Here is a 20,880-nt window from a genome sequence, read left to right on the forward strand (position 1 = left end):
GGTTCAGTACGTGCTCCACAACGCCAACTTGACCCCGGTGCCGTCGCGGGCCGCATTGCGTTCAAACCCAAGTACCCAGGTTGTTTTGCCCGATTTGGGTCGATACATGACGGAAGGTCGGGCGCTCCAATACCACGGAGTGCCCGGAGTGTAGGACGTTTCGATCTGTAGCAGCGGATCAAAGCGGCGCCCCGACGACAAACCCGCCGTGAAATCAAGTTTGCGGATCAGGGCTTCGTGGGTTCGATACTCCAACGCCGTGTCGATTGCGATCCAACCGCCACCCCAGCCCGTCTGAATACCCCGACCGTATGAGAGGGCGGCTTTGTACATCGCCCAGGCCTGCAACCCGCGGTGATGGGCGCCTGCGCCAACCTCAGCTGCAAACCGCCCGGACTTGCCAAAATCGGCCAGCGGGAAACGGGCAAAGAGCAGGGCGTGGCCATATAGGTCCCGATGTTCCTCAGCGTCCAAACCAAGGGTTAGGTGAGGGCGGGCTCCCCATTCGGAATACAGTGATGTTTTGTAGTCATGGGCCCCGTCTGCTTCCCGAAACGCGGTGAGAGAGGCGGCGGTGAACGCGGTTCCTTTTTCGCGTAGCCAAGCGCCGGGCCAAGCGGGACCGCATGTCAGGATCAACAGTAGGGTCAAAACCAGGCGACTCATGCAGGCAGCATCAGCAAGCATGGTTAACGATTGGTTAGTTTCTTGTTCACGCATCTGAAAGAATTTGCGTGGTGGCTTCAAAGTTTTTCTTTGGAAAGGGTTGCGTTTGCAAAAGCTGTGCTAGGCTTGTTTCAGCCAAACAGGAGAAGCCAGATGCCGCAGATTTCAAAAAACAGCAGTAGCCAGACCGTCATTACGACATTCGAGATGACTCCGGGTACCTGCCAGGATTTGCTGGAGGCGTTGACCGACGCCTATGCGTCTTTCATCTCGAAACAACCGGGTTTCATTGCCGCGGGCCTGCATGTCAACGATGCGCAGACACGAATAGCAAACTACTCCCAATGGGAGCGGCGCGAGGACTTTCTGGCGATGCTGCGCACCCCCGAGATGCGCGAGCGCAACCGCAGCATCAATGAACTGTGCAAGAGTTTCGAGCCCGTCATGTATGATGTCGCGGAAATATTTGGAGAATCCTGACCTAGATCAAGGTCGGCTAGCCCCCTTGTGGGCCAGCCTGATTGCGCAATGACAGAGGTGCATATTATGTATCACAACATTCTGGTTCCAATTTCCTTTGACGCTGAACGGGATACTTCGGCGTCGTTAAAGCTGGCGCAGTTGCTGGCGACACCGGAAGCTAAGATCACGCTTTTGCACGTGGTCGAGCATATCCCGGACTATGCGATCTCGTACATGCCAACCGAGTACCTGACCGAGGCGCGTAAGGCCATTCAGACCGAGCTGGATAATTTGGCGGCACAGATTCCCAATGCACGCGGCGTTGTTGTCGAAGGACACTCCGGGCGCACCATTCTGGATTGGACGGATGCGAACAAGCCTGATCTGATTGTCATGGCGTCCCATCGACCGGGAATGCAGGATCTTCTTCTGGGCTCGACAACGAACCATGTCGTGCGGCACGCAAAATGTGCTGTGCATGTGGTGCGCTGATCCAGAGGTTTACAGATCGCCTGGTGCCAACCGCCAGGCTTTCCCAAACCCGCCGTTGAGCAGCCCGCTGCTGATATCGAAGCAAACATAGCTGAAATCGGCGAAATCCGCGTATAACCGCGCTTTTGGCCGTTTGGACAGATAAAGGTCACGCAGGGTCGCGTGATCTTTGGAATCGCGATCAATCAATTGGGCCGTGCAATGCAGTGTCAGCCGAGGGTGGGTCAGCGGATCGCCTTTATCACCCGGTTCCCCAATCAACAGCGCACAGGCCGGGTTGGCCTGCAGCGCGCGCGTATGTTCTGCAAGCGTTGAAATCAGCGAAATCGGTCGAGACAACGCATCAGTTGCAAGTGCAATCCGGGTGACCGAGGGCGTAGCGGTTTCAGGCCGCAGAATGGCAAGCGCTGCATGATGTGCGTGGCTCAGGAGGTCTCTGGCCAAGATGCGGGCTGAGTCATCAACCGGACGAAACGGATCTTTTTGTGTCACGAAACCTCCGACGGTTGTTTCCTTGGCGGTGCTTATCGTGTTGCCAACGCTCGCATGTTTCAAGGCAAGCAAGCGGCAAAAACGGTTTTTCTTTGCCGCGCCACTCTCAGGCCTCGGGATTGCCACAAAATGGAAGTATGGCCGAAACATGCATGACGACTCGCAAATCGATGAACCGGGCCCAGGCGCCTGGACCTCTCGCAGGCACCGGCGGGCCGATGCCGTTCGAAGAAAGGCATTGTCGCCGCTCCGCATTCTTGTGATGGTTCTATTTTTGCCGCTGACAATTGGCATAATCGCAACCGGCACGTTTCTGCGTGTGACTGATTACGACCGGGACGAGGCCGTGATTCACCTTGTGGCGCTGGCAGGGTGCGACGCTGCGACAGCGATTGGCCTTGGTCCGTTCCGCAAGGGCGAAGCAGGGTATCATGCGCGCAATGACCCGGATGGCGATGGGGTATCCTGCGGTGCCTTCATAAACAAAAACACCCGTAGCACCACCGCGCGTCAGCCCGCGTCAGCGCCCCCGCGTCAGGTCGGTGGCGCAAAGTTCGTGCGCCCGTGATTGCAGGTCGGTAACCGCGGCTTGGCCAGCCAGAAGGTCATCTGGGACCAGGTTGGCGTTGCCCAAAGCGACCTGACCAAATGGCCGGTAGAATCGCCTAAAATCCCTAATCGGCACCACGCAGGTGCTGTGCTGCAACCTTGAAGTGTCGCTTACCCGCTTCCAGTAAGGCGCGTGGTTGAAAATCGCGCCAAATTCCCGGTATCAATGCGAGATTCCGACCTGCCGTGGTAGAGTGCGCGCGGCGTGACCGCTCTGGTCCCGCCCCTTGGCAATTTCGCCAGACGAGGGAGGAAAGAGATGTTTTCACGAATTACCCAATACAAAATGAAGCCCGGCTCGCGCGAGGCGGCGACGGCGAAGATGAATGAATTGAAGTCCGAAATCATGGGCATGCCCGGCATGCACAGCTTTACCAACGTGATGAACGAGGATGGATCAGGCTATGTGATCTCGGTGGTGGAGAGCGAAGAGACCTCGAACGCAAACGCGCCCAAAGTGGCCGAGCTGTGGGGGCATTTCGCTGAGTTCATGGAAGGCCCGCCCTCACCAGCAGGGTACGATGTGATTGCGCATTGGGATAAGGGATAGAGTTTCGGGCGGGGGTCTCCCCGCCCCATTTCATTGCATGGGAGGCTTCACCAGATCCTCGGCCAGCACCACGCGGACACCGCGCACCCGGTGAATGGCGCTTTGGACCTCATGCGGGCTTGGCAGGGTGTTCGTTATGGCGGTAGTTTGGGCTTACGATTTTTGATTTCACACGTGGAGGAGGGAGCGCTGGGCTACAAGGGTGGAGTGTCGGCTGACGCGCCGGATGGATCGGAAGCTCGGTCTACGCTTGCCTTACGAACTATGCCCCAAATAGCGCCGGCGTTGTTGGCAATAAATCTTGATTAGCTCTGGATTGTCACCACCGAAACGCGTGTTGATTGGCAATGGAATCCAATCTCGTTGTTTGTAACTCCATAGGCTAGGCCAATCGTCCGCATCACAAGCGTAGCCATGAGGGTTTTTAAAATCAGAAAAACCTTCGCTGACAGACTTAAAAAAGGAAGACTGATCAACGATCACTAAGCCCGATGCTTCGGCTTTAGAATTCATCTGAGCGATTACAATTGAACTCTCAATTGCAGCTGGAACCAACACAGCCAAGACAGAGCCTGTAAAAATGACTAAAACTCGCGTAATTCTTGTGGTCATGAGCGCCAGAACAAATGTTCCCGTCAAGAATGCTAAGGCGACTACCAAAAAGTAGTTAAGGTTTGCGGCAAGGATATGTGGAAGCGCATAAAACCAGACGAATGGCCACAAAAACAACGTCAGTAGATGCGAAAAGGGATCGCCTATCGGGTCGCCAAAGACCACTAGTGCGGTAATTGAAAACGCGGATGCGAGCAAAAAGGTGGATCGTACGAAGGTCGGTTCTCGCTTCCCGATCAAAACACTGAGCCATACCCAAACCGTTGAAAGGCCAACGAATAAAAATATAAGACCAATGCTAACCAGAAAAACCATTCTACCTAATCTCTTGTCAATCAATGTTGACCAAGGCTAATACGCCGACCATGCATTTTTGGTGAGATATTTCTCACTTTGACCAAGTAGACAAGCTTACCGCTTCCTTCTCTTCACATTTCCACCCCGCTGCCCCGGCCTGCCAGCCGTTGAGCGCCCGCGCGTTTTCACCGCGTCTTCCGAGGCTTTCTCGACCGCCCATTGGCGCGCCATCGGGTCGTCGGCGACGGCTAGATCGACCGCTTCCAGACGTTTGATCTCATCCCGAATATTGGCGGCCTCTTCGAATTCCAGGTTCTCGGCGGCTTTGCGCATTTGCTCGCGCAGGCCGTCCAGATGGGCCTCGAGGTTAGCGCCGTGCATCGGTTTGTCGATGGTGGCGGTGACGCGGTTCATGTCGACTTCGCCTTCGTAGAGACCGGCCAGAACGTCCTCGACGTTTTTCTTCACCGTCTCGGGGGTGATGCCGTGTTCTTCGTTATAGGCGAGCTGTTTGGCGCGGCGGCGGTTGGTTTCGTTCAGCGCGCGCTCCATCGAGCCGGTGATCTTGTCGGCATACATGATCACGCGGCCATCGGCGTTGCGCGCGGCGCGGCCGATGGTCTGGATCAGCGAGGTTTCCGAGCGCAGGAAGCCTTCCTTATCCGCGTCCAGAATGGCGACCAGACCGCATTCGGGGATGTCGAGCCCCTCGCGCAGCAGGTTGATGCCGACCAGCACGTCGAAGGCCCCTAAGCGAAGGTCGCGCAGGATTTCGATGCGTTCCAACGTGTCGATGTCGGAGTGCATGTAGCGGACCTTGATGCCCTGTTCGTGCAGGTATTCGGTCAGGTCCTCGGCCATGCGTTTGGTCAGAGTGGTGACCAACGTGCGGAAGCCATTGGCCGCGACCTTGCGCACCTCGTCCAGTAGATCGTCCACCTGCATGGATACGGGTCGGATTTCGACTTCGGGGTCCAGAAGGCCGGTGGGGCGGATGACTTGTTCGGTGAAGACACCGCCGGTCTGTTCGATCTCCCACTTCGCCGGGGTTGCCGAGACAAAGACGGATTGCGGGCGCATGGCGTCCCATTCCTCGAACTTGAGGGGGCGGTTATCCATGCAGGACGGCAGGCGGAACCCGTGTTCGGCCAGCGTGAACTTACGCCGATAGTCGCCCCGGTACATGCCGCCGATCTGTGGGACGCTGACATGGGATTCATCGGCGAAGACAATGGCGTTGTCGGGGATGAATTCGAACAGGGTTGGGGGCGGTTCGCCCGGTGCGCGACCAGTCAGATAGCGCGAGTAGTTCTCGATCCCGTTGCAGACGCCGGTGGCCTCGAGCATTTCGAGATCGAAATTTGTGCGCTGCTCCAGACGTTGGGCTTCCAGCAATTTGCCCTCGCCCACCAGTTGGTCCAGCCGGATACGCAGTTCCTTTTTGATGCCGATGATCGCCTGCTGCATCGTGGGCTTCGGCGTCACGTAGTGCGAGTTCGCGTAGACGCGCACCTGTTCCATCGTCGCGGCGCGTTCGCCGGTCAGGGGGTCGAATTCGGTGATGGTTTCCAGCTCCTCACCGAAGAACGAGAACTTCCACGCGCGATCCTCAAGGTGGGCGGGCCAGATTTCCAAGGAATCCCCGCGTACCCGAAACGAACCGCGCTGAAACGCCTGATCATTACGGCGGTATTGCTGGGCGACCAGATCGGCCATCACCTGGCGTTGGTCGTAGTCTTTGCCGACCTTCAGGTCCTGCGTCATCGCGCCGTAGGTTTCGACCGAGCCAATACCGTAGATGCAGGACACCGAGGCCACGATGATCACGTCATCGCGTTCCAACAGCGCCCGCGTGGCCGAGTGGCGCATCCGGTCGATCTGTTCGTTGATCTGCGATTCTTTTTCTATGTACGTGTCCGAACGCGGTACGTAGGCCTCGGGCTGGTAGTAGTCATAGTAAGAGACGAAGTATTCGACCGAATTCTCAGGGAAAAAGCCCTTGAACTCCCCATATAGCTGCGCCGCCAGCGTCTTGTTGGGGGCAAGGATGATCGCCGGGCGCTGAGTCTCCTCGATCACCTTGGCCATGGTGAAGGTCTTGCCCGTACCGGTCGCCCCCAGCAGAACCTGATCGCGTTCGCCGTCCAGAACCCCGCCCGCCAGCTCTTTGATCGCGGTTGGCTGGTCGCCCGCCGGGTTGAATTCGGTATGCATGACAAAACGCTTGCCGCCTTCCAGTTTCAAGCGGGCGCGGACGTCATCAACAGTCAGTTGCGTCTTGTCGGAATGGGCATAAGGCATGGCTGGCTCCGGGTCAGGCCCCTACATTTGTTCTTATTTTGTCCATCTGCAAGGGCTGATCCGGATTCATTTCCCATTACGCGGTCTGAGGCTGCATGAGCGGTGGATCATTGCGGTGTCCTGATGATTGGTTTGTCCTTGACCTATACCAGACTGATGACAGTTTCTGACATCAGCCTTTCATTAGAAAAAGCGACAATTGCCATCTTGTCCCGGCGCGCGCTCTGACGCATAAACAAGCCCAGCCAAGTGAGTACGGAGAGGCGGCATGCGCGCACGGATTTACCAGCCTTCGCGAAACGCGATGACCTCGGGGATGGCCAAGACCCGCAAATGGGTTTTGGAATATGCCCCAGCTTCTGCGCGCGAAGTTGATCCGCTGATGGGCTGGACCTCGTCCAATGACACGCAGACTCAGGTGCGTCTGAAATTCGACACCAAGGAAGAGGCGCTGGATTACGCCAAGGACAACGGTATCGACGCACAGGTGAGCGAGCCGCACAAGCGCAAGCCGAACCTGCGCGCCCGTGGATATGGTGAAAATTTCGCCACTGACCGGCGCAGCCCCTGGACCCACTAAAGTGATCGAAATTCGCGAGGCGGACCCGACATCGAACGCTTTGCGCCCTCTGGTGGAGGCGCATTTTGCTCACAGCGAAGCGGCCTGTCCGGCTGAGAGCAATCATACCATGGATTCCGGGGCGCTGGCTGGTCCGGGGATTCGATTCTGGGCGCTGTATGAAGGCGAACAGCCCATGGGATGCGGAGCGTTGAAAACCCTGCCCGATGGCACAGCAGAGGTAAAATCGGTTCACATTCTGGCGCAGGCGCGCGGGCGTGGTCTGGCGCGGGTTATGATGGACCATCTGGCGGTTTTGGCGCGCGAGGAAGGCATTTCCGCGCTGGTTCTTGAAACAGGTGCCGCGCACCTGACCGGGTACGACGCTGCGCGCAAACTTTATGAAGCGCTTGGATATTCCTATTGTGGCCCGATTTTCGGCTATGATGACGATCCCAACAGCGCCTTCATGCGCTTGGCCCTTGAACCTGCTGGCTAAAAGCCGCAAGAAGAGCGCAAGCGGTCCCTTAGCTCAACTGGATAGAGCAGCTGACTTCTAATCAGCAGGTTGAGGGTTCGAGTCCTTCAGGGATCGCCATCAGCTTCGGGATTGTGCGGTTGTTTCCGGTTCTGCCGGGCCAGGTGGTGCACGAACGCTACAGGTCAAGCACAGAGCTTTAATCAAACAGCATACGTCATGCCCATATGACAGGTGTCTGAGCGAATCTGCGCCATGAGCGCGGCGGCTTTCCGCCACGTCAATAAAGGCTCACTTTGCGACGCTCTCGGGTTGCCGTAAGCCAGTCGCGAGATCTGGTGGGGGCCAAGATGAAACTCAGCGCATTGGAAATTTTCTGCATAGCTCTGGCAAGCATTGTGGCGATTGCAGGATTCGTTGGTGCAGCCAGTGCCTTGATTTCAGCCGTCTGAGCGGGAATTGCATCGCCCGGGGAAATGTCGCCGCAGATATCCGCCGCGCAAATCGCGGATGAAGCCGTCAATGACCGAAAGAGCGAAGCTGGCTGAGATGGTGGGTGATGAGAGACTCGAACTCCCGACATCTTCGGTGTAAACGAAGCGCTCTACCCTAATCCGCACATGCAACAAGATGCTTTAGTCCACCGACGCCACCAACACCATATTTGAAAGATGTCTTGTGTTGTCAGTGGCTTGACCCTTTCACACTCGTCAATAAAGTGCAAGCCTGTGAGAGTGCGCTGCGCTGACCTGATCCCGGAGATACAGCGAAAACTGCAGCGCATGTGCAGCGGAAGTGCAGCGGTAGTCGCCTTCTTTGGGGGGGTATGGGGGCGATTGGGCCTGCAGAGTAGCTAGATGCCCTCTCGAAAAAATGTGCCGCAATTCCTTGTTTGGTCTCAATATTGATGCTCGACTAGCTTATGTCACAAAGCATTTTAAGCTTTCGCCGCAACGCAAGTAGCTGCGAGCGGGTTTTGAAAAATTAGAGTGGTGCGAAGCTTCAAAAGAACCAAAGAAGATCAGAGGCGGTTACTCGAGTCACTCAAGCGACGCTGAAACGGAGCTAGACAACCAATTCGCCTAGAAGAACATCAAAAAATGCGGCGTTTCTTTTCTTTGCGTCATCAATCATCTTGCTGTAGCCAACCACTTCGATGAATAGGTCTTTCCTTTCATGATAGCGAAAGTAGCCCCGCTGATCCCAAGTGTCGTCCATATCGTGGCTTTCACAAACTGATCGTAACTTAGGTTCCAAGTCGGCCACGACATATGCGTACATTCGCACGCCCTTTGGCACCTCAAGCGTTCGACCTGTGGTCGAGATCAACCGGCCCGTTTCCCGAATTTGAACTGCCGTTTCGATGACTTGCTGGATTGGATCGTGCTGCACATTACCGAACCGATAGTCGTCCCGCGCAGGCCTCTTAAATTCAACAAGAACAATAGCGTCGCGGTCACCTTCTTGGTAGATAGAACAATCGTCAAAAAAAACGAGGTCGCCGACTTTGTCGCCTTTTTTGCGACGGCCCCCATGATTGGTTCGATCACTTGAGCAATACGAGAAGAACGAAAGCCTTTCATCTAATAGCCACAAATTATGTTCATAAAACCTTGTATTGTCGGAATCGGCGTGGCGAGGATGAACAAGATCATGGAAGATGTCCTCTAGGCTCATCTTGCCATCGTCTTGCATCCCCAAAATCCCGTCAGCTAGATCAATGACCGATTTTCGATGAGCAACATATGCAGCCAATGCATCCTTGTTTTCCTGATCAAGCTGACTGATGATTTTTTGCCGCATATCAGTGAGCTTTTGCGGATTTTCCAAACCTTCCGCCAATTCTTGTTCCCAAGCGTTTTGATCCCTGATCCTTTGCAGTGCCAAATCGGAAACAAAATTTTCGGTCTTCCAACTCATTGGCTTGTTGCTCACATACGAGGCGATGGATTGTCCCCTAAGAGCACTTCGCAATAGGGGGTTCCTCAGCAGACCCGTTGTCAGCCCCTTTGACTGCTTGGCTCTATGTCGTTTCACGAACTCAGCTTCCAAACCCAGTATGAGATCGGTCGCAGCCCCCACTATTGCGTCTACCTCCTCAGTCGACGCATCAATTTGAGTTCGCGCGGTGTTGACCCGTTGGTCAAGGAATTCGCCTCGAATCGAAACTAAGTAGATTACTTTGTTTCCCTCGTCGTCTTCGAAGTATTTGTTCCCAATTTTGCCTGCAATTTTTCGCCCGGCACCAATAATTCGGTCGTCGGCAAACAATAATGCTACATGCTCTTTGAATAGGTTTTCACGACGCACCTTTGAAATGCTAACGGTGAATGTTTGTGTCGACCCGTCAATGGGAACAGGTAATTCTTTCTCAAGATCGGTCTTAAAGAACTCTGTAAAATGTTGCCGCGCATCGAACTCTGCCCCGTCCACATTGATGGAAATCTGCGGCATTTGGTTGGACAGGAAGAACGGTAGAAAGTACCTGATTGTCCGTTCCACTATGTCGATGTCATCTAGCGATTGAATGGTTTTGGAATAAGCGTCTTTGGGTTCGGAATACTCGACATGGCAACCAGTTTGGTTCCCCAGCAATTCCGGGTCATCCCCAATTTTGGCAATTTGTGGCTTGCTATGGATGTCAAATTTGAATGATCTGCCCGCAAGTTCTTCACCGCTCTGAAACAATGAGTGATAAACAACACTTCCAAAGACCTTGAATGCGATGAAACGGCCAAAGCCTTTACCACCCTTTTTTAGCCGGAATCCGGTAAATGGTGTCAGAAAATTCGTGTAGTTTACTTCATCCAAACCAAAGCCGTTGTCATGTACGGTTGCTCGGAAGTCATCAGATTGAATTCGGACGACAACCCGACCTTTGGATACCACGTGCTCCTTCCACCTCGCCTGCGTCGAATAGATGCCATTTGCGATTGCCTCATAGATCGGCAGCAAACAGCTGTCTTCGGTTGTATCAAGCTTTGTCCGTTCTAGCACGGCGGGCATATCAGCGGGTCTAAGGTTATCCAATTTGCGTCCTCAAAAGTATTACAAATGCTTCACCAGTACATTAGCTCAATGACATTGCCAGAGAACTGGTTGAGATTATCTGTACACGCGGTTTAAGGTCTCCACACTGCGACAACGTGCCGAATTAGCACTGTTTTTTTCGTTGTTGACGGTCCGAAACCTGCCATCATTTCTCATCTCAATGATTGTCGAGTGCCGTTCCTTGGCTTTGGATAATTGCGGTCGGCTCGGTCTGAGCCGCTCGTGGACTCCGCCTTGCACAAAGAAGACAGATGCAAACCCGCACGGGCGAGGCTTACGCCCCGCCTTTTGCTAGGTTGTCCCGCTTCCAAAGAGGTTGCAGGTTGCTGTAGTGGCAAAGTTCGATGAGGTGCTCCAAAGAACGGGCAGCCGATAGAGGGGTAATGTGGTCCACCTCCCACTGACCATATCGCTCCCATGTCATGCCGTCTGTGAACCGGGCCTCTATGTGCCGCCTCAAAGCGGCATGCGAGCAACCGACTGCCCGAGACGGGCTGGCCTCGCCCTTCAATACCTGACCCGACCGGTTTTGTACTGACCTGAACATACGGTAAGAAGGATCAATTGCTCGACACTTCCGATCCCGCTCAGCCGTTTTCTCAGCGTTGCACTGCACGCATTGGCGATTGCTGATGTACCGCTCGGACATATGCCCATACTTACACGGGCGACCTGTCCAGAAACGCGAAAGGCCGCGCAAGGCGGCCTCTTCACGAGTTGGGAACGTCTGTTCCCCAGCTATGTCAAACGGCATTATGCTGCTGCCGCCACCTGATGACCCTCCAACCGGTCAAGCAACTCTTTCTGCCTCTGCCCGTTGGCACAAACCTCTCCACTATTGACCTCGCCCGATAGCAACCAGTTCAGCAGTAGGTTCCGCATTCTCTGAGATGGCATGTAGAGCGTTACCCGACGCCTTGGCGTGTAGGCGCGTCCCGTACCGTTAAGGCCACCGACACGTATTGCGGACCGGAACAGCCACTGCACCAGTTCGGTCAACGCATAGGCGTCAGAGAACCTTCGAGCCTCATTGCTGTCGCGTTTCATGCGAAGGAACGTAAGCAGTTGTGGGTTGGGGTTTTGGTCATATAGGTACACTGCTGCGGTGCACCCTATGTGGTCATTGGTCCCACGTGTGGTGTTGGGTACGAAGCTAGCACCGTCGGTAGTCCACACTGCATCGAAGACCTCTGTGTTCTTGTTGTACACCATTTTCTTTAAGGCGCGACCAAACATCCGTGTGTGCGTTGCTAGCCTTCCTGCCTTCGGCTTTTGCCCGGTCTCAGCGTCATGCCATAGGCGGCGTGCACACGTAAGCATGATCGTTTTGGGGTCTACGCCATGCAGTTCTCTTTGCTTGAACTTGCGTAGCTTGTGACCAACCGAAGAACACTGTTTATGCGTTTTGATCGTGTTTAGCTGGGCGCAATGTGTCCACTTTTGGCGCTCTAATTCCGGTATGGGTAAAACCGTAAGCGCGTTAGCAACATCTTCTCGCCACGCTGCCTCGACTTCCTTGTCCAGACGTTGCACCTCCAGAGTGAAGGAGCCGGGGTGGTCTTTCTGCAGTTTTTGCAGGTACTGGAGCAGCACCGATCCTTCCGAAAGGTAAGTGTAGATCGTTACGGATTTGGGCTTGAGCAAGAGTTCTTTGGGAATGGCGAGCACGAACAGCTTCTCGCTTATGCGATACAGTGCACCCGACTTGGCCTTTTCATAGAGTGATCGGTTTAGTGTCTTGTCCCCTATGCGGTATAGCTCATCCCACTTTTCTGTTGGAACAATACGTCCGTCAGGCTCCTCTTCTGCAATGCCAAGACCGAGGTAAACTGCATCAAAGTCAACCTTTCGGACTGACTGTTCCACCTCGAAGGGGTTTACGACTTCGTCGATGATCATGTTGTATCCATCAAGAAGGTGGTCGACTACGATTGTCGGTTTGCCGCAGCTGTCAAAGTCAGTACATCTCGCAACCCCTGTGTCTTGGGTTGCTAGAGTTCCGAGCCGGTAGAATAATTGGTGGGTACACGCGATTGACTTACCCGCCCGGATCAACTTCTCGCAGTGATCGCGTTTGTTGCCGCCGTTGCAAATAGGCTGTGTCAGAATGAAATCGGAACCAGTTCGGGCACCTTTGATAAACCGTTCCACCTCACTTAGGTACGGGACAACGGCTATGTATTTTTCCGATTTTTTGAAGTTGCGGTTGATTTCTGTGGATTTGCCATAGCCACAGGGTTTGTCGACAATAGTGATGTGGGGCATTCAAGCCTCCTGTGTTCGGTCCATCGGACCAGTTTGGGGAATGTGCTCTGGTGGATACCGAGCAAATGGAATTGCCCCGTTGGGGCGAATGGGAGAAAATCCCGGTGAACACGCAATGGCTAAACTAGAGGGATCAATAGCCCTCTTTTCAGTACCTTTGCTTACAGGTAAGCGGTATTTTTTGTTTATTTACTTATGCTTACTGACTGCTTGCTCCACTCGCATTGGAGTGAAGGAAGGCCCAGTCGTCAAAGCAACCTGATCAATGCTGACCAAGCGAAACCTATATGCTCAATTGACGGAGGGGTTTTGCTCAAATGAGGGAGGGGTGACGCCTGTTAGTTCTCTATAGGGAGGGATAGCGCCTGCGTGTTCATTAGACGAAGGGCTAACGTCATTGCCAATGCTTGAGGAATATTTTGCCAGCAACCGGACAGCCAAATTGCACAAGGGATACTTGTTGTCACTGGAAGCGGGTGAGGGTGGTCCCTGCTGAAGCATTGAGGAGAATTTGACCACCCTGCACTGTATCAAGTCGATTTAAGCTAGTTCTACGGCTGCCAGCTTTGCCACAATGTCATGGGTCTGTAGGTGGGTGTAACGCATCAACATTCGCAAATCCCGATGCCCGCTGATCATTTGGACCTGCGCTAGCGATAGGCCGCTTTCCACAAAACGGGACACCGCTTCGTGCCGAATGTCATGAAATGTCAGGTCCATTACGCCCGCGCGTCGCCTGAGACGTTCAAAGGCTAGTCGCACAGAGTTACCAGACAGAGGCAAACACCGGTCGTCATCGCGTGGCAGGTTCGTCAATACGGTAACGGCATTTGGGCTGAGTGGCACTGTACGAGCGCGGCCATTTTTTGTTTGGGGCAAAAATGCCGTCCGACGCTCAAGGTCTACATGCTTCCATTGCATTGACAGCAATTCCCCTCGTCGCATCCCGGTAGCTAAAGCCAGCGTTAGCAGCGGTTTCATCAGCGGAGACCGAGCTTGGTTCACGGAACCCAACAACGCGTGCCATTCTCCTTTCCGCAGTCGTCTCTCTCGGCGGTTATCAATCTTTGGTCGTCGGACAGGCTTGACCGGGTTTCCTTGTGGCAGGTTCTGCCCCCAATCCTCACAGGCGACATCAAGGGCGTGCTGCAACCAACCCAGTTCCCTCACCACAGTCGCCGCCTTCATGGATTTAATGCGCTGGCCACGATGGTGGACAAAGTTTGCGGATCGCAGCTTGCCGACCTTCTTGGTGGCTAACTTGGAGCACTTACGCAGGAACCCGTTGATTGCATAACTTTCATTGTCCGCGCACCGTTTCTCGCGCGTGATGTTATCTCGGTATTTTCGCAGCACTTCACCAAGTGTCATCTCGGATGCGTTCACACTGAGGTCTGGGGTTAGTAATCCCCTGTCGGCGCTCAACTCCGTCTCACGAGCCCACTTCGTCGCATCAGCACGCTTTAGAAAGGACTTGGATCGGGATTGCCCGTCCTTCCGAACCGTCGCCTGCCACTTTCCGCTAGGCCGTTTTACGATTGTTGCCATGGCCCATATCTCCTGTGTTGGAGACATCTTTTCTGTCTAAGTGCAGCGGAGGTGCAGCGGACACAGCTTCATACGCATCACAGCCATAGGTGCTAGTCGCGTAAGACCTTGATACAATGTGGGGAAAGGATGGTGGGTGATGAGAGACTCGAACTCCCGACATCTTCGGTGTAAACGAAGCGCTCTACCAACTGAGCTAATCACCCGTGGGGGCTCATGTAGCCAAGGCCGCGCGCGGGTGCAAGAGGGTCTGGCAGAATTTCTTTGTCATTCTCACAAATGGATCACGTGGCCATGTCTTTGAGTGCTGCCAGCAGCTGGGCGATCTCGTGTTCGGTGTTGTAGTGGCACAGCGAAACACGGATGCAATCGCTTAGGCCAAGAGGGTTGAGTACATTGCCGCTGTAGTGGTCGGCTTTGCGGGTATGTGTACGGATGCCTTGTGCGTTCAACCGGGTCACCACCTCAGCCGAGGGAACGTCGCGTACCGTGATCGATACCAGACCTTCGCGGGCAGGGTTGTCCGCCCCGGCCAGTATCGTGATGTGATCCATATCGCGAAGCCCGGGCAAGTTGCCGGTGCCGTTGATCATTGCGTCCGTCAAATGGGTTTCATAGGCGTGGATCGCACGCCCCGCCTCACGCATCCGGTCGCCACGTTCGGTGGCATCGGACACCTGTCCGCCCAGCCAGTCGAAATACGCTACGACATCTGACATGGTCGCATAGGCGCCGGTGTCACGAGTGCCGAACTCCCAACCATTTGCGGGCGCATCGATCAGTTGGTCATGGGGCAGAGCGGTCAAACGGTCCGAGATCCAGGCGATGCCGTACCCGTGGCGCGAGAACACTTTATACGGTGAGATCGCGTAGCCATCGACGTCATAACCGTCGATATCCATTTGGCCGTGTGCCGCATGCTGGATGCCGTCGACGATGATGAAACAATTTGGGGCGACCGCGCGAATGGCCTGCGCAATAGCGGCTACATCCATTCCCATCCCGGTAACGGGCGAAGCGTGAAGGATCGTGGCAACGCTGACATCCGGGGTCATATGTGCGGCGTAGTCGTCCGCGGTAACGAGGCCGGTCGCATCATCGTGGGGGACGTTGACATAGTCCAGCCCCGCAATCCCGGCCCAGCGGCGCGCGGCGCTGCGGCTGGCGGGATGTTCGATGGAACTGCCGATGACCTTGCTGGCCTTGGGGGCATTTACACAGGCCGTGCGGATCATGCGAAACAGAAGTTCGGTCCCGCTTTCACCGACAAAGAACTGCCCAGAGGAGGCATTCATGAATTCGGACAGATCGGCCTTGGCCGTGTTGATGATATCGACCAGTGCGTGGCTGGCCACATTGTCCCGCCCCTGATTATCCGGGATGGATGCGAATTTCGCGGATGTCTCAGCCACCGATTTCAGCGTCAACGCGCCGCCTGCGTTTTCAAAGAAAATGCGGGGGCCTTGGAACGGGCAGGAGTCGACATGGGCAAAGCGGGCGCGGATATTGTCGACAAGGCCGGGGATCTGGTGCAGCATCGGTTGGGTCCTGTGATCTGTTGCGCTACTTTCATCCCGATTTTCCGGCAGGATCAATCCCCTATTCCGAGAGGTGCATTTTGGCAAAGACCCTTGCCTGCCCAGTGCTGCCTCCGATATGCCCAAGTGTATCGCAACCCTCTGGGACGGAGGCACAAGATGATCCGCTGCATTGTCGCAGCCCTGACGTTTTGCGCTGTGCTTGCGGCTCCGATCCGGGCCGGGGCCGAAGGGATTTTGGTCTTTGCTGCGGCCAGCCTGAAGACGGCTTTGGACGAGGTTGCGGCTGCGTATGAAGACACGACTGGAAGCGAAGTAACAGTTTCTTACGCGGCGTCTTCGGTTCTGGCGCGGCAGATACAGGCCGGGGCACCCGCTGACCTGTTTATTGCGGCGAATGTAGATTGGATGGATGTGCTGAAACAGGATGGTCTGATCGACGCTGGAACTCGGGTGGACTTGCTGGGCAATGGATTGGTCCTGATCGGCGCGAAGGGTAAGGAGTTGGCCGAGATTGGGCCGGGCTATGACCTGACGGCAGAACTGGATGGCGGCTATCTGGCGATGGCGTTGGTTGATGCGGTGCCGGCAGGCATCTATGGCAAGGCTGCTTTGCAGAACCTGGGTTTGTGGGACGGGATTCAGGCGCAGATTGCGCAGGCAGATAATGTGCGTGCGGCGCTGGCTTTGGTGGCAACCGGGGCGGCGCCTTTGGGTATTGTCTACCGGACCGACGCACAGGCTGAAACGCGGGTTCAGGTGGTAGGTTCAATTGGGTCGGAACTGCACCCCCCCATCATCTATCCGGCTGCCCTGACGCGAAGGGCAAGCCCGCAGGCGCTGGGATTTCTGGAGTATTTGCAGTCGGATGCGGCGCGGTCGGCGTTTCTGAGGCAGGGGTTCTCCCTGCCGGAAGGATAGCGACATGGGATGGCTGGGCCCGGCGGAGGTTGAGGCGTTGCGCCTGTCGCTGCGCGTGTCCTTTTGGGCCACGCTGGTCACCCTGCCATTTGGGATATTTGTGGCCTACGCACTTGCGCGCTGGCGCTTTCCCGGTCGTCAGGTGTTGAACGGTCTTGTGCACTTGCCGCTGATCCTGCCTCCGGTCGTCACGGGTTATCTGCTGCTGCTGACCTTTGGGGTACAGGGACCTTTGGGCAAGCTGCTGGCTGAAATTGGCATTGTCGTCGCGTTCCGCTGGACCGGAGCGGCTTTGGCAGCGGGGATCATGGCCTTTCCTTTGATGGTGCGGGCCATCCGGTTGTCCATCGAGGCAGTAGATCCGAAACTTGAGGAAGCTGGTGCCACACTTGGGGCCTCTCGCCCATTGGTCTTTGCCACGGTTACGATGCCAATGATTCTGCCCGGAGTGATCGCCGGTGCCATCCTGGCCTTTGCCAAAGCGATGGGAGAGTTTGGGGCGACCATCACCTTCGTGTCAAATATTCCCGGCCAGACTCAGACGCTGCCGTCAGCTGTCTACGCCTTCTTGCAGGTACCGGGGGGTGAGGCGGCCGCAACACGGCTGGTTGTCATCTCGATCATTATCGCCATGGGTGCGTTGTTGCTGTCAGAGTATGTTGGTCGCCGTGTGGCGCAAAGGGTGGCCGGGTCATGAGCCTTTCCGTTCGACTGCACCATCACTTGCCGGGAATAGATCTGAATCTGGAGTTTGATGCCCCGCCCGGCGTGACGGTTCTGTTCGGGCGGTCGGGGTCTGGCAAGACGACAGTCGTCAACGCTGTGGCAGGGCTGTTGCGGCCAGAGGCCGGACGGGTGGCGGTAGATGACTGGGTTCTGTTCGACACGGATCAGGGAATGTGGCTGCCCCCACATCGCAGGCGCCTGGGATACATCTTTCAGGAAGGTCGTCTGTTTCCTCATCTGACAGTCCGCCAGAATCTGGCTTATGGGCGCTGGTTTGCACCACGCGGTGCCCCACGTGAAGACCCGGATCGTGTGATCGAGATGTTGGGTATTAGTCATCTGCTGACCCGACGCCCCGCCATGCTGTCGGGGGGCGAAAAGCAGCGTGTTGCCATCGGACGCGCCTTGTTGGCCAGCCCGCGCCTTATTCTGGCCGACGAACCTCTGGCCGCGCTGGACGACGCGCGCAAATCGGAAATACTGCCGTATTTCGAGCGCCTTCGGGATGAGGTCTCGGTCCCGATCCTTTATGTGACCCATTCCGCGGCCGAGGTCGCCCGGCTGGCGACGTCGGTTGTGGCGTTACAGGATGGCAAGGTTCTGCGTCACGGGCCAGCATCGGACGTGCTGGCAGACCCATCCATTGCCCCGGCAGGGGTCCGGGCTGTTGGTGCTGTGTTGCAAGTCACTGTCGCGGCGCATCACTCGGATGGGCTGTCTGAACTCGAAGCCGGGGGCGCACGGCTGTTCCTGCCACGCATCCCGCATCAGATTGGTGAGGCACTGCGTATTCGTATCCCCGCGCAAGAGGTGATCTTGTCCAGCAAACCGCCCGAGGGTCTGTCGGCGTTGAATGTGTTATCCGGGCGCGTCGAGGCGATCCGGGGGGGTGACGGCCCGGGTGCGATTGTATCGGTCAAAACACCTGCCGGGGTGGTTCTGGCGCGGGTCACCCGTCGCTCGGTCGCGGCATTGGGGTTGCAACCCGGCAGCCCGTGCTATGCCGTCATAAAAACTGTGGCACTTGCGCCGCAGGATGTGGGTGGGCGTATTTCGGTGTCATAGAGCTTGGCCGAAGCAAGAGTTGCCCAGACAGCTTTGTTGCTGGCATGATGGGGCATTATCTGACTTCAAACATTGGAAATGAGGGGCTATTGCCATGAATAAATTGAGCTTGCCGCGTTCATTCAAAGCATCCTGCCTTGCCGTTATACTTGCCGGACCGGGCTTCGCTCAGGCTATCGGAATTGGCATCGGTTTGGGTTTGGTCAATCAGACGATCGTTACACCTTTGGACAATGGTGTCATTCAGGTGCAGGCGGCTGGGTCATCCGCACCGGTCGCCTATTGGTGCGGGGTTGGCGACTATGCCATGCGAACGCTGCGTACAAAAGCGACGCAGCGTATTTACATCTCGCGTGCCTATGAACGTGGGGCGCGGACGGTGCAGTTCACGCTTACGCCGCCGCCGGGGGCTGATACTGATCCAGGATATTCGATCACGGTAAAACGCGTGGGAGAAAACATGACAGCGGCGTCCGCTCAACGCTATTGCTATGAAAATCCGCTGGACTTCGGATTCTGAGGTTCAGACCCACTTGGCCAGAGGCGGCAGGCTCATCAGCACTGCATCCGGGTCATGCCCGGTTTCCAGACCGAATTTGGTACCCCGGTCGTAGACCAGATTGTATTCCGCGTAGAGCCCACGATGCACCAGCTGGGCGTTCTTGTCGTCATCCGAAAAGCTTTGCACTCGCCGCTTTTCGACCAGCGGCAGAAAGGCGGGCAGGAATGCTCGACCGATGTCTTGTGTCAGGGCGAAATCCGCCTGCCAGTCGCCGGTGCAGTAGTCATCCATAAAGATACCTCCCACGCCGCGCGCGCGCTTGCGGTGGGGGATGTAGAAATATTCGTCTGCCCAATCTTTAAGGCGCGGATAGTGGCCGGGGCCATGAGGGTCGAGATGATCTTTTTGTGTGGCATGGAAATGGGCTGTGTCGTTGTCATATTCGATGCAGGGGTTCAGATCCGACCCGCCCCCGAACCACCAGGCATGCGGTGTCCAGAACATGCGCGTATTCATGTGAACGGCAGGTACATGCGGGTTCTGCATATGCGCAACCAGGCTGATGCCCGAGGCCCAGAACCGCGGGTCTTCGGTCATGCCGGGAATGCCCTTGCGCGCGGCCATGGCGTGTTGGGCACGCTCGCCCAAAGTGCCGTAGACAGTTGAGACATTGACGCCGACCTTTTCAAAGACCCGCCCACCGCGCATGACTGACATCAGGCCGCCGCCCGCATCCGAACCATCCTCGGATTGGCGTTTCGTTTCTTTTACTTCGAACCGCCCCGGTGTCGCATCTGCGAAGGGGCCGGTTTCGTGACTGTCCTCCAGCGCCTCGAACGCCGCAACGATGTCGTCGCGCAGCTGACGGAACCAGGCTGAAGCGGTGGCTTTTTCTGTGTCGAACATGGGTCTTAATGGGCTGGGGCGGCAACCGGGTCCAGCAAGGTGCGGCCGCCGTCGATTGTCAGGATTTGCCCGGTCATGAATCCGGCTGCGTCCGAGGCCAGAAACTGTGCAGTTTCAACCAGTTCGCTTGGGGCTGCGATGCGTGACAGCGGGGTGTGTTTCTCAATATCCTCGCGAAAATCGCGATTGTCTTTCAGCGTCGATTGCAGCGATGCACTCATCACCGAACCCAGCGCGATTGAATTGACACGAATCCGACTCGGGGCCAGCGCTACAGCCAGCGAACGGGTCATCTGATCCAGTGCGGCGGTCGAGACAGAATAAGCCATCAGATCGGGATGCGTGCGCCGCGCCGCGATCGAGGACAGGTTGATGATCGATCCGGCCGGATTTTCATGATCATCTCCGGCCTGTTTGATCATCCGTTTTGCAATCAACTGGCTCAGGCGCAAGGCCGGCATCAGGTTCTGGTTCAGCAACGTCCGGACAGAGTCATCCTCGATATCCAGCGGGTCAGACGGGATGACCTGCCGCGATCCGTTGACCAGAATATCGACCTGATCAAACGCGTCCAATGTTGCCGACAAAAGGTTGGCGACGGTCAGCCGCTCTCGCAGGTCGCCGGTGAAATATCGAATGTTGCTGTCGTCGGCTTGCTCGCCCAACTCTTCTGTCAGACGCTTTTCGTCCATATCGGCGAACATGACATTGGCCCCGGCGTCGGCGAAATGGCGCCCGATGGCCAGGCCAATCCCGCTTGCGCCACCCGTAACAATCGCCGTCTTGCCGGCTATGGAAAAGGACATGCGTTTCCTCCTGAGTTGGCGTGCACGTTAACCG

At 56.0% G+C, this 20,880-nt stretch carries 20 protein-coding genes and 2 tRNA genes; 11 read left to right on the forward strand and 11 right to left on the reverse strand.

Features of this window, described 5'->3' with window-relative positions; genetic code table 11:
• Positions 1 to 3: 3 nt before the first annotated feature.
• Positions 4 to 666, reverse strand: a complete 663-nt coding sequence (locus tag ACP0GE_RS13595; RefSeq protein WP_424832471.1) for a hypothetical protein — start codon at positions 664 to 666, stop codon at positions 4 to 6.
• Positions 667 to 819: 153 nt separating this feature from the next.
• Between ACP0GE_RS13595 and ACP0GE_RS13600 the strand changes: the two genes are divergently transcribed.
• Positions 820 to 1,146 carry an antibiotic biosynthesis monooxygenase family protein gene (locus ACP0GE_RS13600; protein WP_424832472.1) on the forward strand — a complete coding sequence of 109 codons (327 nt, stop codon included), beginning with the start codon at positions 820 to 822 and terminating at the stop codon, positions 1,144 to 1,146.
• Between the two features lie 66 nt (positions 1,147 to 1,212).
• Positions 1,213 to 1,620 (forward strand): universal stress protein, encoded by a 408-nt coding sequence (locus ACP0GE_RS13605; protein ID WP_424832473.1) that lies wholly within the window; start codon positions 1,213 to 1,215, stop codon positions 1,618 to 1,620.
• Between the two features lie 9 nt (positions 1,621 to 1,629).
• Here the strand turns inward: ACP0GE_RS13605 and ACP0GE_RS13610 are convergent, their stop codons facing one another.
• Positions 1,630 to 2,112 carry a HugZ family protein gene (locus ACP0GE_RS13610; protein WP_424832474.1) on the reverse strand — a complete coding sequence of 161 codons (483 nt, stop codon included), beginning with the start codon at positions 2,110 to 2,112 and terminating at the stop codon, positions 1,630 to 1,632.
• A 238-nt stretch (positions 2,113 to 2,350) separates the two neighbouring features.
• Here ACP0GE_RS13610 and ACP0GE_RS13615 point away from each other — a divergent pair, with 238 nt between their 5' ends.
• Together ACP0GE_RS13615 and ACP0GE_RS13620 are read left to right on the forward strand one after the other, a co-directional pair.
• On the forward strand, positions 2,351 to 2,680 hold the full coding sequence (locus ACP0GE_RS13615) for an excalibur calcium-binding domain-containing protein (protein ID WP_424832475.1): 330 nt from the start codon (positions 2,351 to 2,353) through the stop codon (positions 2,678 to 2,680).
• 300 nt (positions 2,681 to 2,980) lie between these two features.
• Positions 2,981 to 3,271 (forward strand): antibiotic biosynthesis monooxygenase family protein, encoded by a 291-nt coding sequence (locus ACP0GE_RS13620; RefSeq protein ID WP_424832476.1) that lies wholly within the window; start codon positions 2,981 to 2,983, stop codon positions 3,269 to 3,271.
• A 255-nt stretch (positions 3,272 to 3,526) separates the two neighbouring features.
• On the opposite strand, the gene ACP0GE_RS13625 is transcribed toward ACP0GE_RS13620, so the two are convergent.
• Both ACP0GE_RS13625 and uvrB read right to left on the reverse strand, forming a co-directional pair.
• Positions 3,527 to 4,198, reverse strand: coding sequence for a hypothetical protein (locus tag ACP0GE_RS13625; RefSeq protein WP_424832477.1), 672 nt, complete (start codon positions 4,196 to 4,198; stop codon positions 3,527 to 3,529).
• A 96-nt stretch (positions 4,199 to 4,294) separates the two neighbouring features.
• A complete protein-coding gene (gene uvrB / locus ACP0GE_RS13630; protein WP_424832478.1) occupies positions 4,295 to 6,481 on the reverse strand; it encodes an excinuclease ABC subunit UvrB in 2,187 nt (728 codons plus the stop codon).
• Positions 6,482 to 6,749: 268 nt separating this feature from the next.
• On the opposite strand from uvrB, the gene ACP0GE_RS13635 reads away from it, so the two are divergent.
• From ACP0GE_RS13635 to ACP0GE_RS13645, 3 genes are all read left to right on the forward strand, one after another.
• Entirely contained in the window at positions 6,750 to 7,061 is a 312-nt protein-coding gene (locus ACP0GE_RS13635) for an ETC complex I subunit (protein WP_170687247.1), read from the forward strand.
• A gap of 1 nt (position 7,062) precedes the next feature.
• Positions 7,063 to 7,539, forward strand: a complete 477-nt coding sequence (locus tag ACP0GE_RS13640) for a GNAT family N-acetyltransferase (RefSeq protein WP_424832479.1) — start codon at positions 7,063 to 7,065, stop codon at positions 7,537 to 7,539.
• 22 nt (positions 7,540 to 7,561) lie between these two features.
• Positions 7,562 to 7,638 (forward strand) — tRNA-Arg (locus ACP0GE_RS13645).
• 945 nt (positions 7,639 to 8,583) lie between these two features.
• Here the strand turns inward: ACP0GE_RS13645 and ACP0GE_RS13650 are convergent.
• The 5 genes from ACP0GE_RS13650 to ACP0GE_RS13670 form a co-directional block, all read right to left on the reverse strand.
• Positions 8,584 to 10,548, reverse strand: coding sequence for a hypothetical protein (locus tag ACP0GE_RS13650; protein WP_424832480.1), 1,965 nt, complete (start codon positions 10,546 to 10,548; stop codon positions 8,584 to 8,586).
• Between the two features lie 774 nt (positions 10,549 to 11,322).
• Positions 11,323 to 12,834, reverse strand: a complete 1,512-nt coding sequence (locus ACP0GE_RS13655; RefSeq protein ID WP_424832481.1) for a hypothetical protein — start codon at positions 12,832 to 12,834, stop codon at positions 11,323 to 11,325.
• Positions 12,835 to 13,374: 540 nt separating this feature from the next.
• Positions 13,375 to 14,382 (reverse strand): tyrosine-type recombinase/integrase, encoded by a 1,008-nt coding sequence (locus ACP0GE_RS13660; protein ID WP_424832482.1) that lies wholly within the window; start codon positions 14,380 to 14,382, stop codon positions 13,375 to 13,377.
• A gap of 130 nt (positions 14,383 to 14,512) precedes the next feature.
• Positions 14,513 to 14,588: transfer RNA gene (locus ACP0GE_RS13665), tRNA-Val, on the reverse strand.
• A 78-nt stretch (positions 14,589 to 14,666) separates the two neighbouring features.
• A complete protein-coding gene (locus ACP0GE_RS13670; protein WP_424832483.1) occupies positions 14,667 to 15,920 on the reverse strand; it encodes an aminotransferase class V-fold PLP-dependent enzyme in 1,254 nt (417 codons plus the stop codon).
• A gap of 159 nt (positions 15,921 to 16,079) precedes the next feature.
• Here ACP0GE_RS13670 and modA point away from each other — a divergent pair, with 159 nt between their 5' ends.
• From modA to ACP0GE_RS13690, 4 genes are all read left to right on the forward strand, one after another.
• Positions 16,080 to 16,841 carry a molybdate ABC transporter substrate-binding protein gene (gene modA / locus ACP0GE_RS13675; protein WP_424832484.1) on the forward strand — a complete coding sequence of 254 codons (762 nt, stop codon included), beginning with the start codon at positions 16,080 to 16,082 and terminating at the stop codon, positions 16,839 to 16,841.
• 4 nt (positions 16,842 to 16,845) lie between these two features.
• Positions 16,846 to 17,538, forward strand: coding sequence for a molybdate ABC transporter permease subunit (gene modB, locus ACP0GE_RS13680; protein WP_424832485.1), 693 nt, complete (start codon positions 16,846 to 16,848; stop codon positions 17,536 to 17,538).
• Positions 17,535 to 18,632, forward strand: a complete 1,098-nt coding sequence (modC, locus tag ACP0GE_RS13685) for a molybdenum ABC transporter ATP-binding protein (protein ID WP_424832486.1) — start codon at positions 17,535 to 17,537, stop codon at positions 18,630 to 18,632. Before modB ends, modC begins: the two co-directional genes overlap by 4 nt.
• A 94-nt stretch (positions 18,633 to 18,726) precedes the next feature.
• Entirely contained in the window at positions 18,727 to 19,152 is a 426-nt protein-coding gene (locus tag ACP0GE_RS13690; protein ID WP_424832487.1) for a hypothetical protein, read from the forward strand.
• 3 nt (positions 19,153 to 19,155) lie between these two features.
• Here ACP0GE_RS13690 and hemF read toward each other — a convergent pair whose 3' ends face one another.
• Positions 19,156 to 20,040: an oxygen-dependent coproporphyrinogen oxidase gene (gene hemF, locus ACP0GE_RS13695; protein WP_424832488.1), complete on the reverse strand. Its 885-nt coding sequence runs from the start codon at positions 20,038 to 20,040 to the stop codon at positions 19,156 to 19,158.
• A gap of 5 nt (positions 20,041 to 20,045) precedes the next feature.
• Complete coding sequence (locus tag ACP0GE_RS13700; protein WP_424832489.1) at positions 20,046 to 20,846, reverse strand: SDR family NAD(P)-dependent oxidoreductase; 801 nt, start codon at positions 20,844 to 20,846, stop codon at positions 20,046 to 20,048.
• Between the last annotated feature and the right edge of the window lie 34 nt (positions 20,847 to 20,880).

This window comes from Ruegeria sp., assembly GCF_965243365.1.
Lineage (GTDB): Bacteria > Pseudomonadota > Alphaproteobacteria > Rhodobacterales > Rhodobacteraceae > Ruegeria.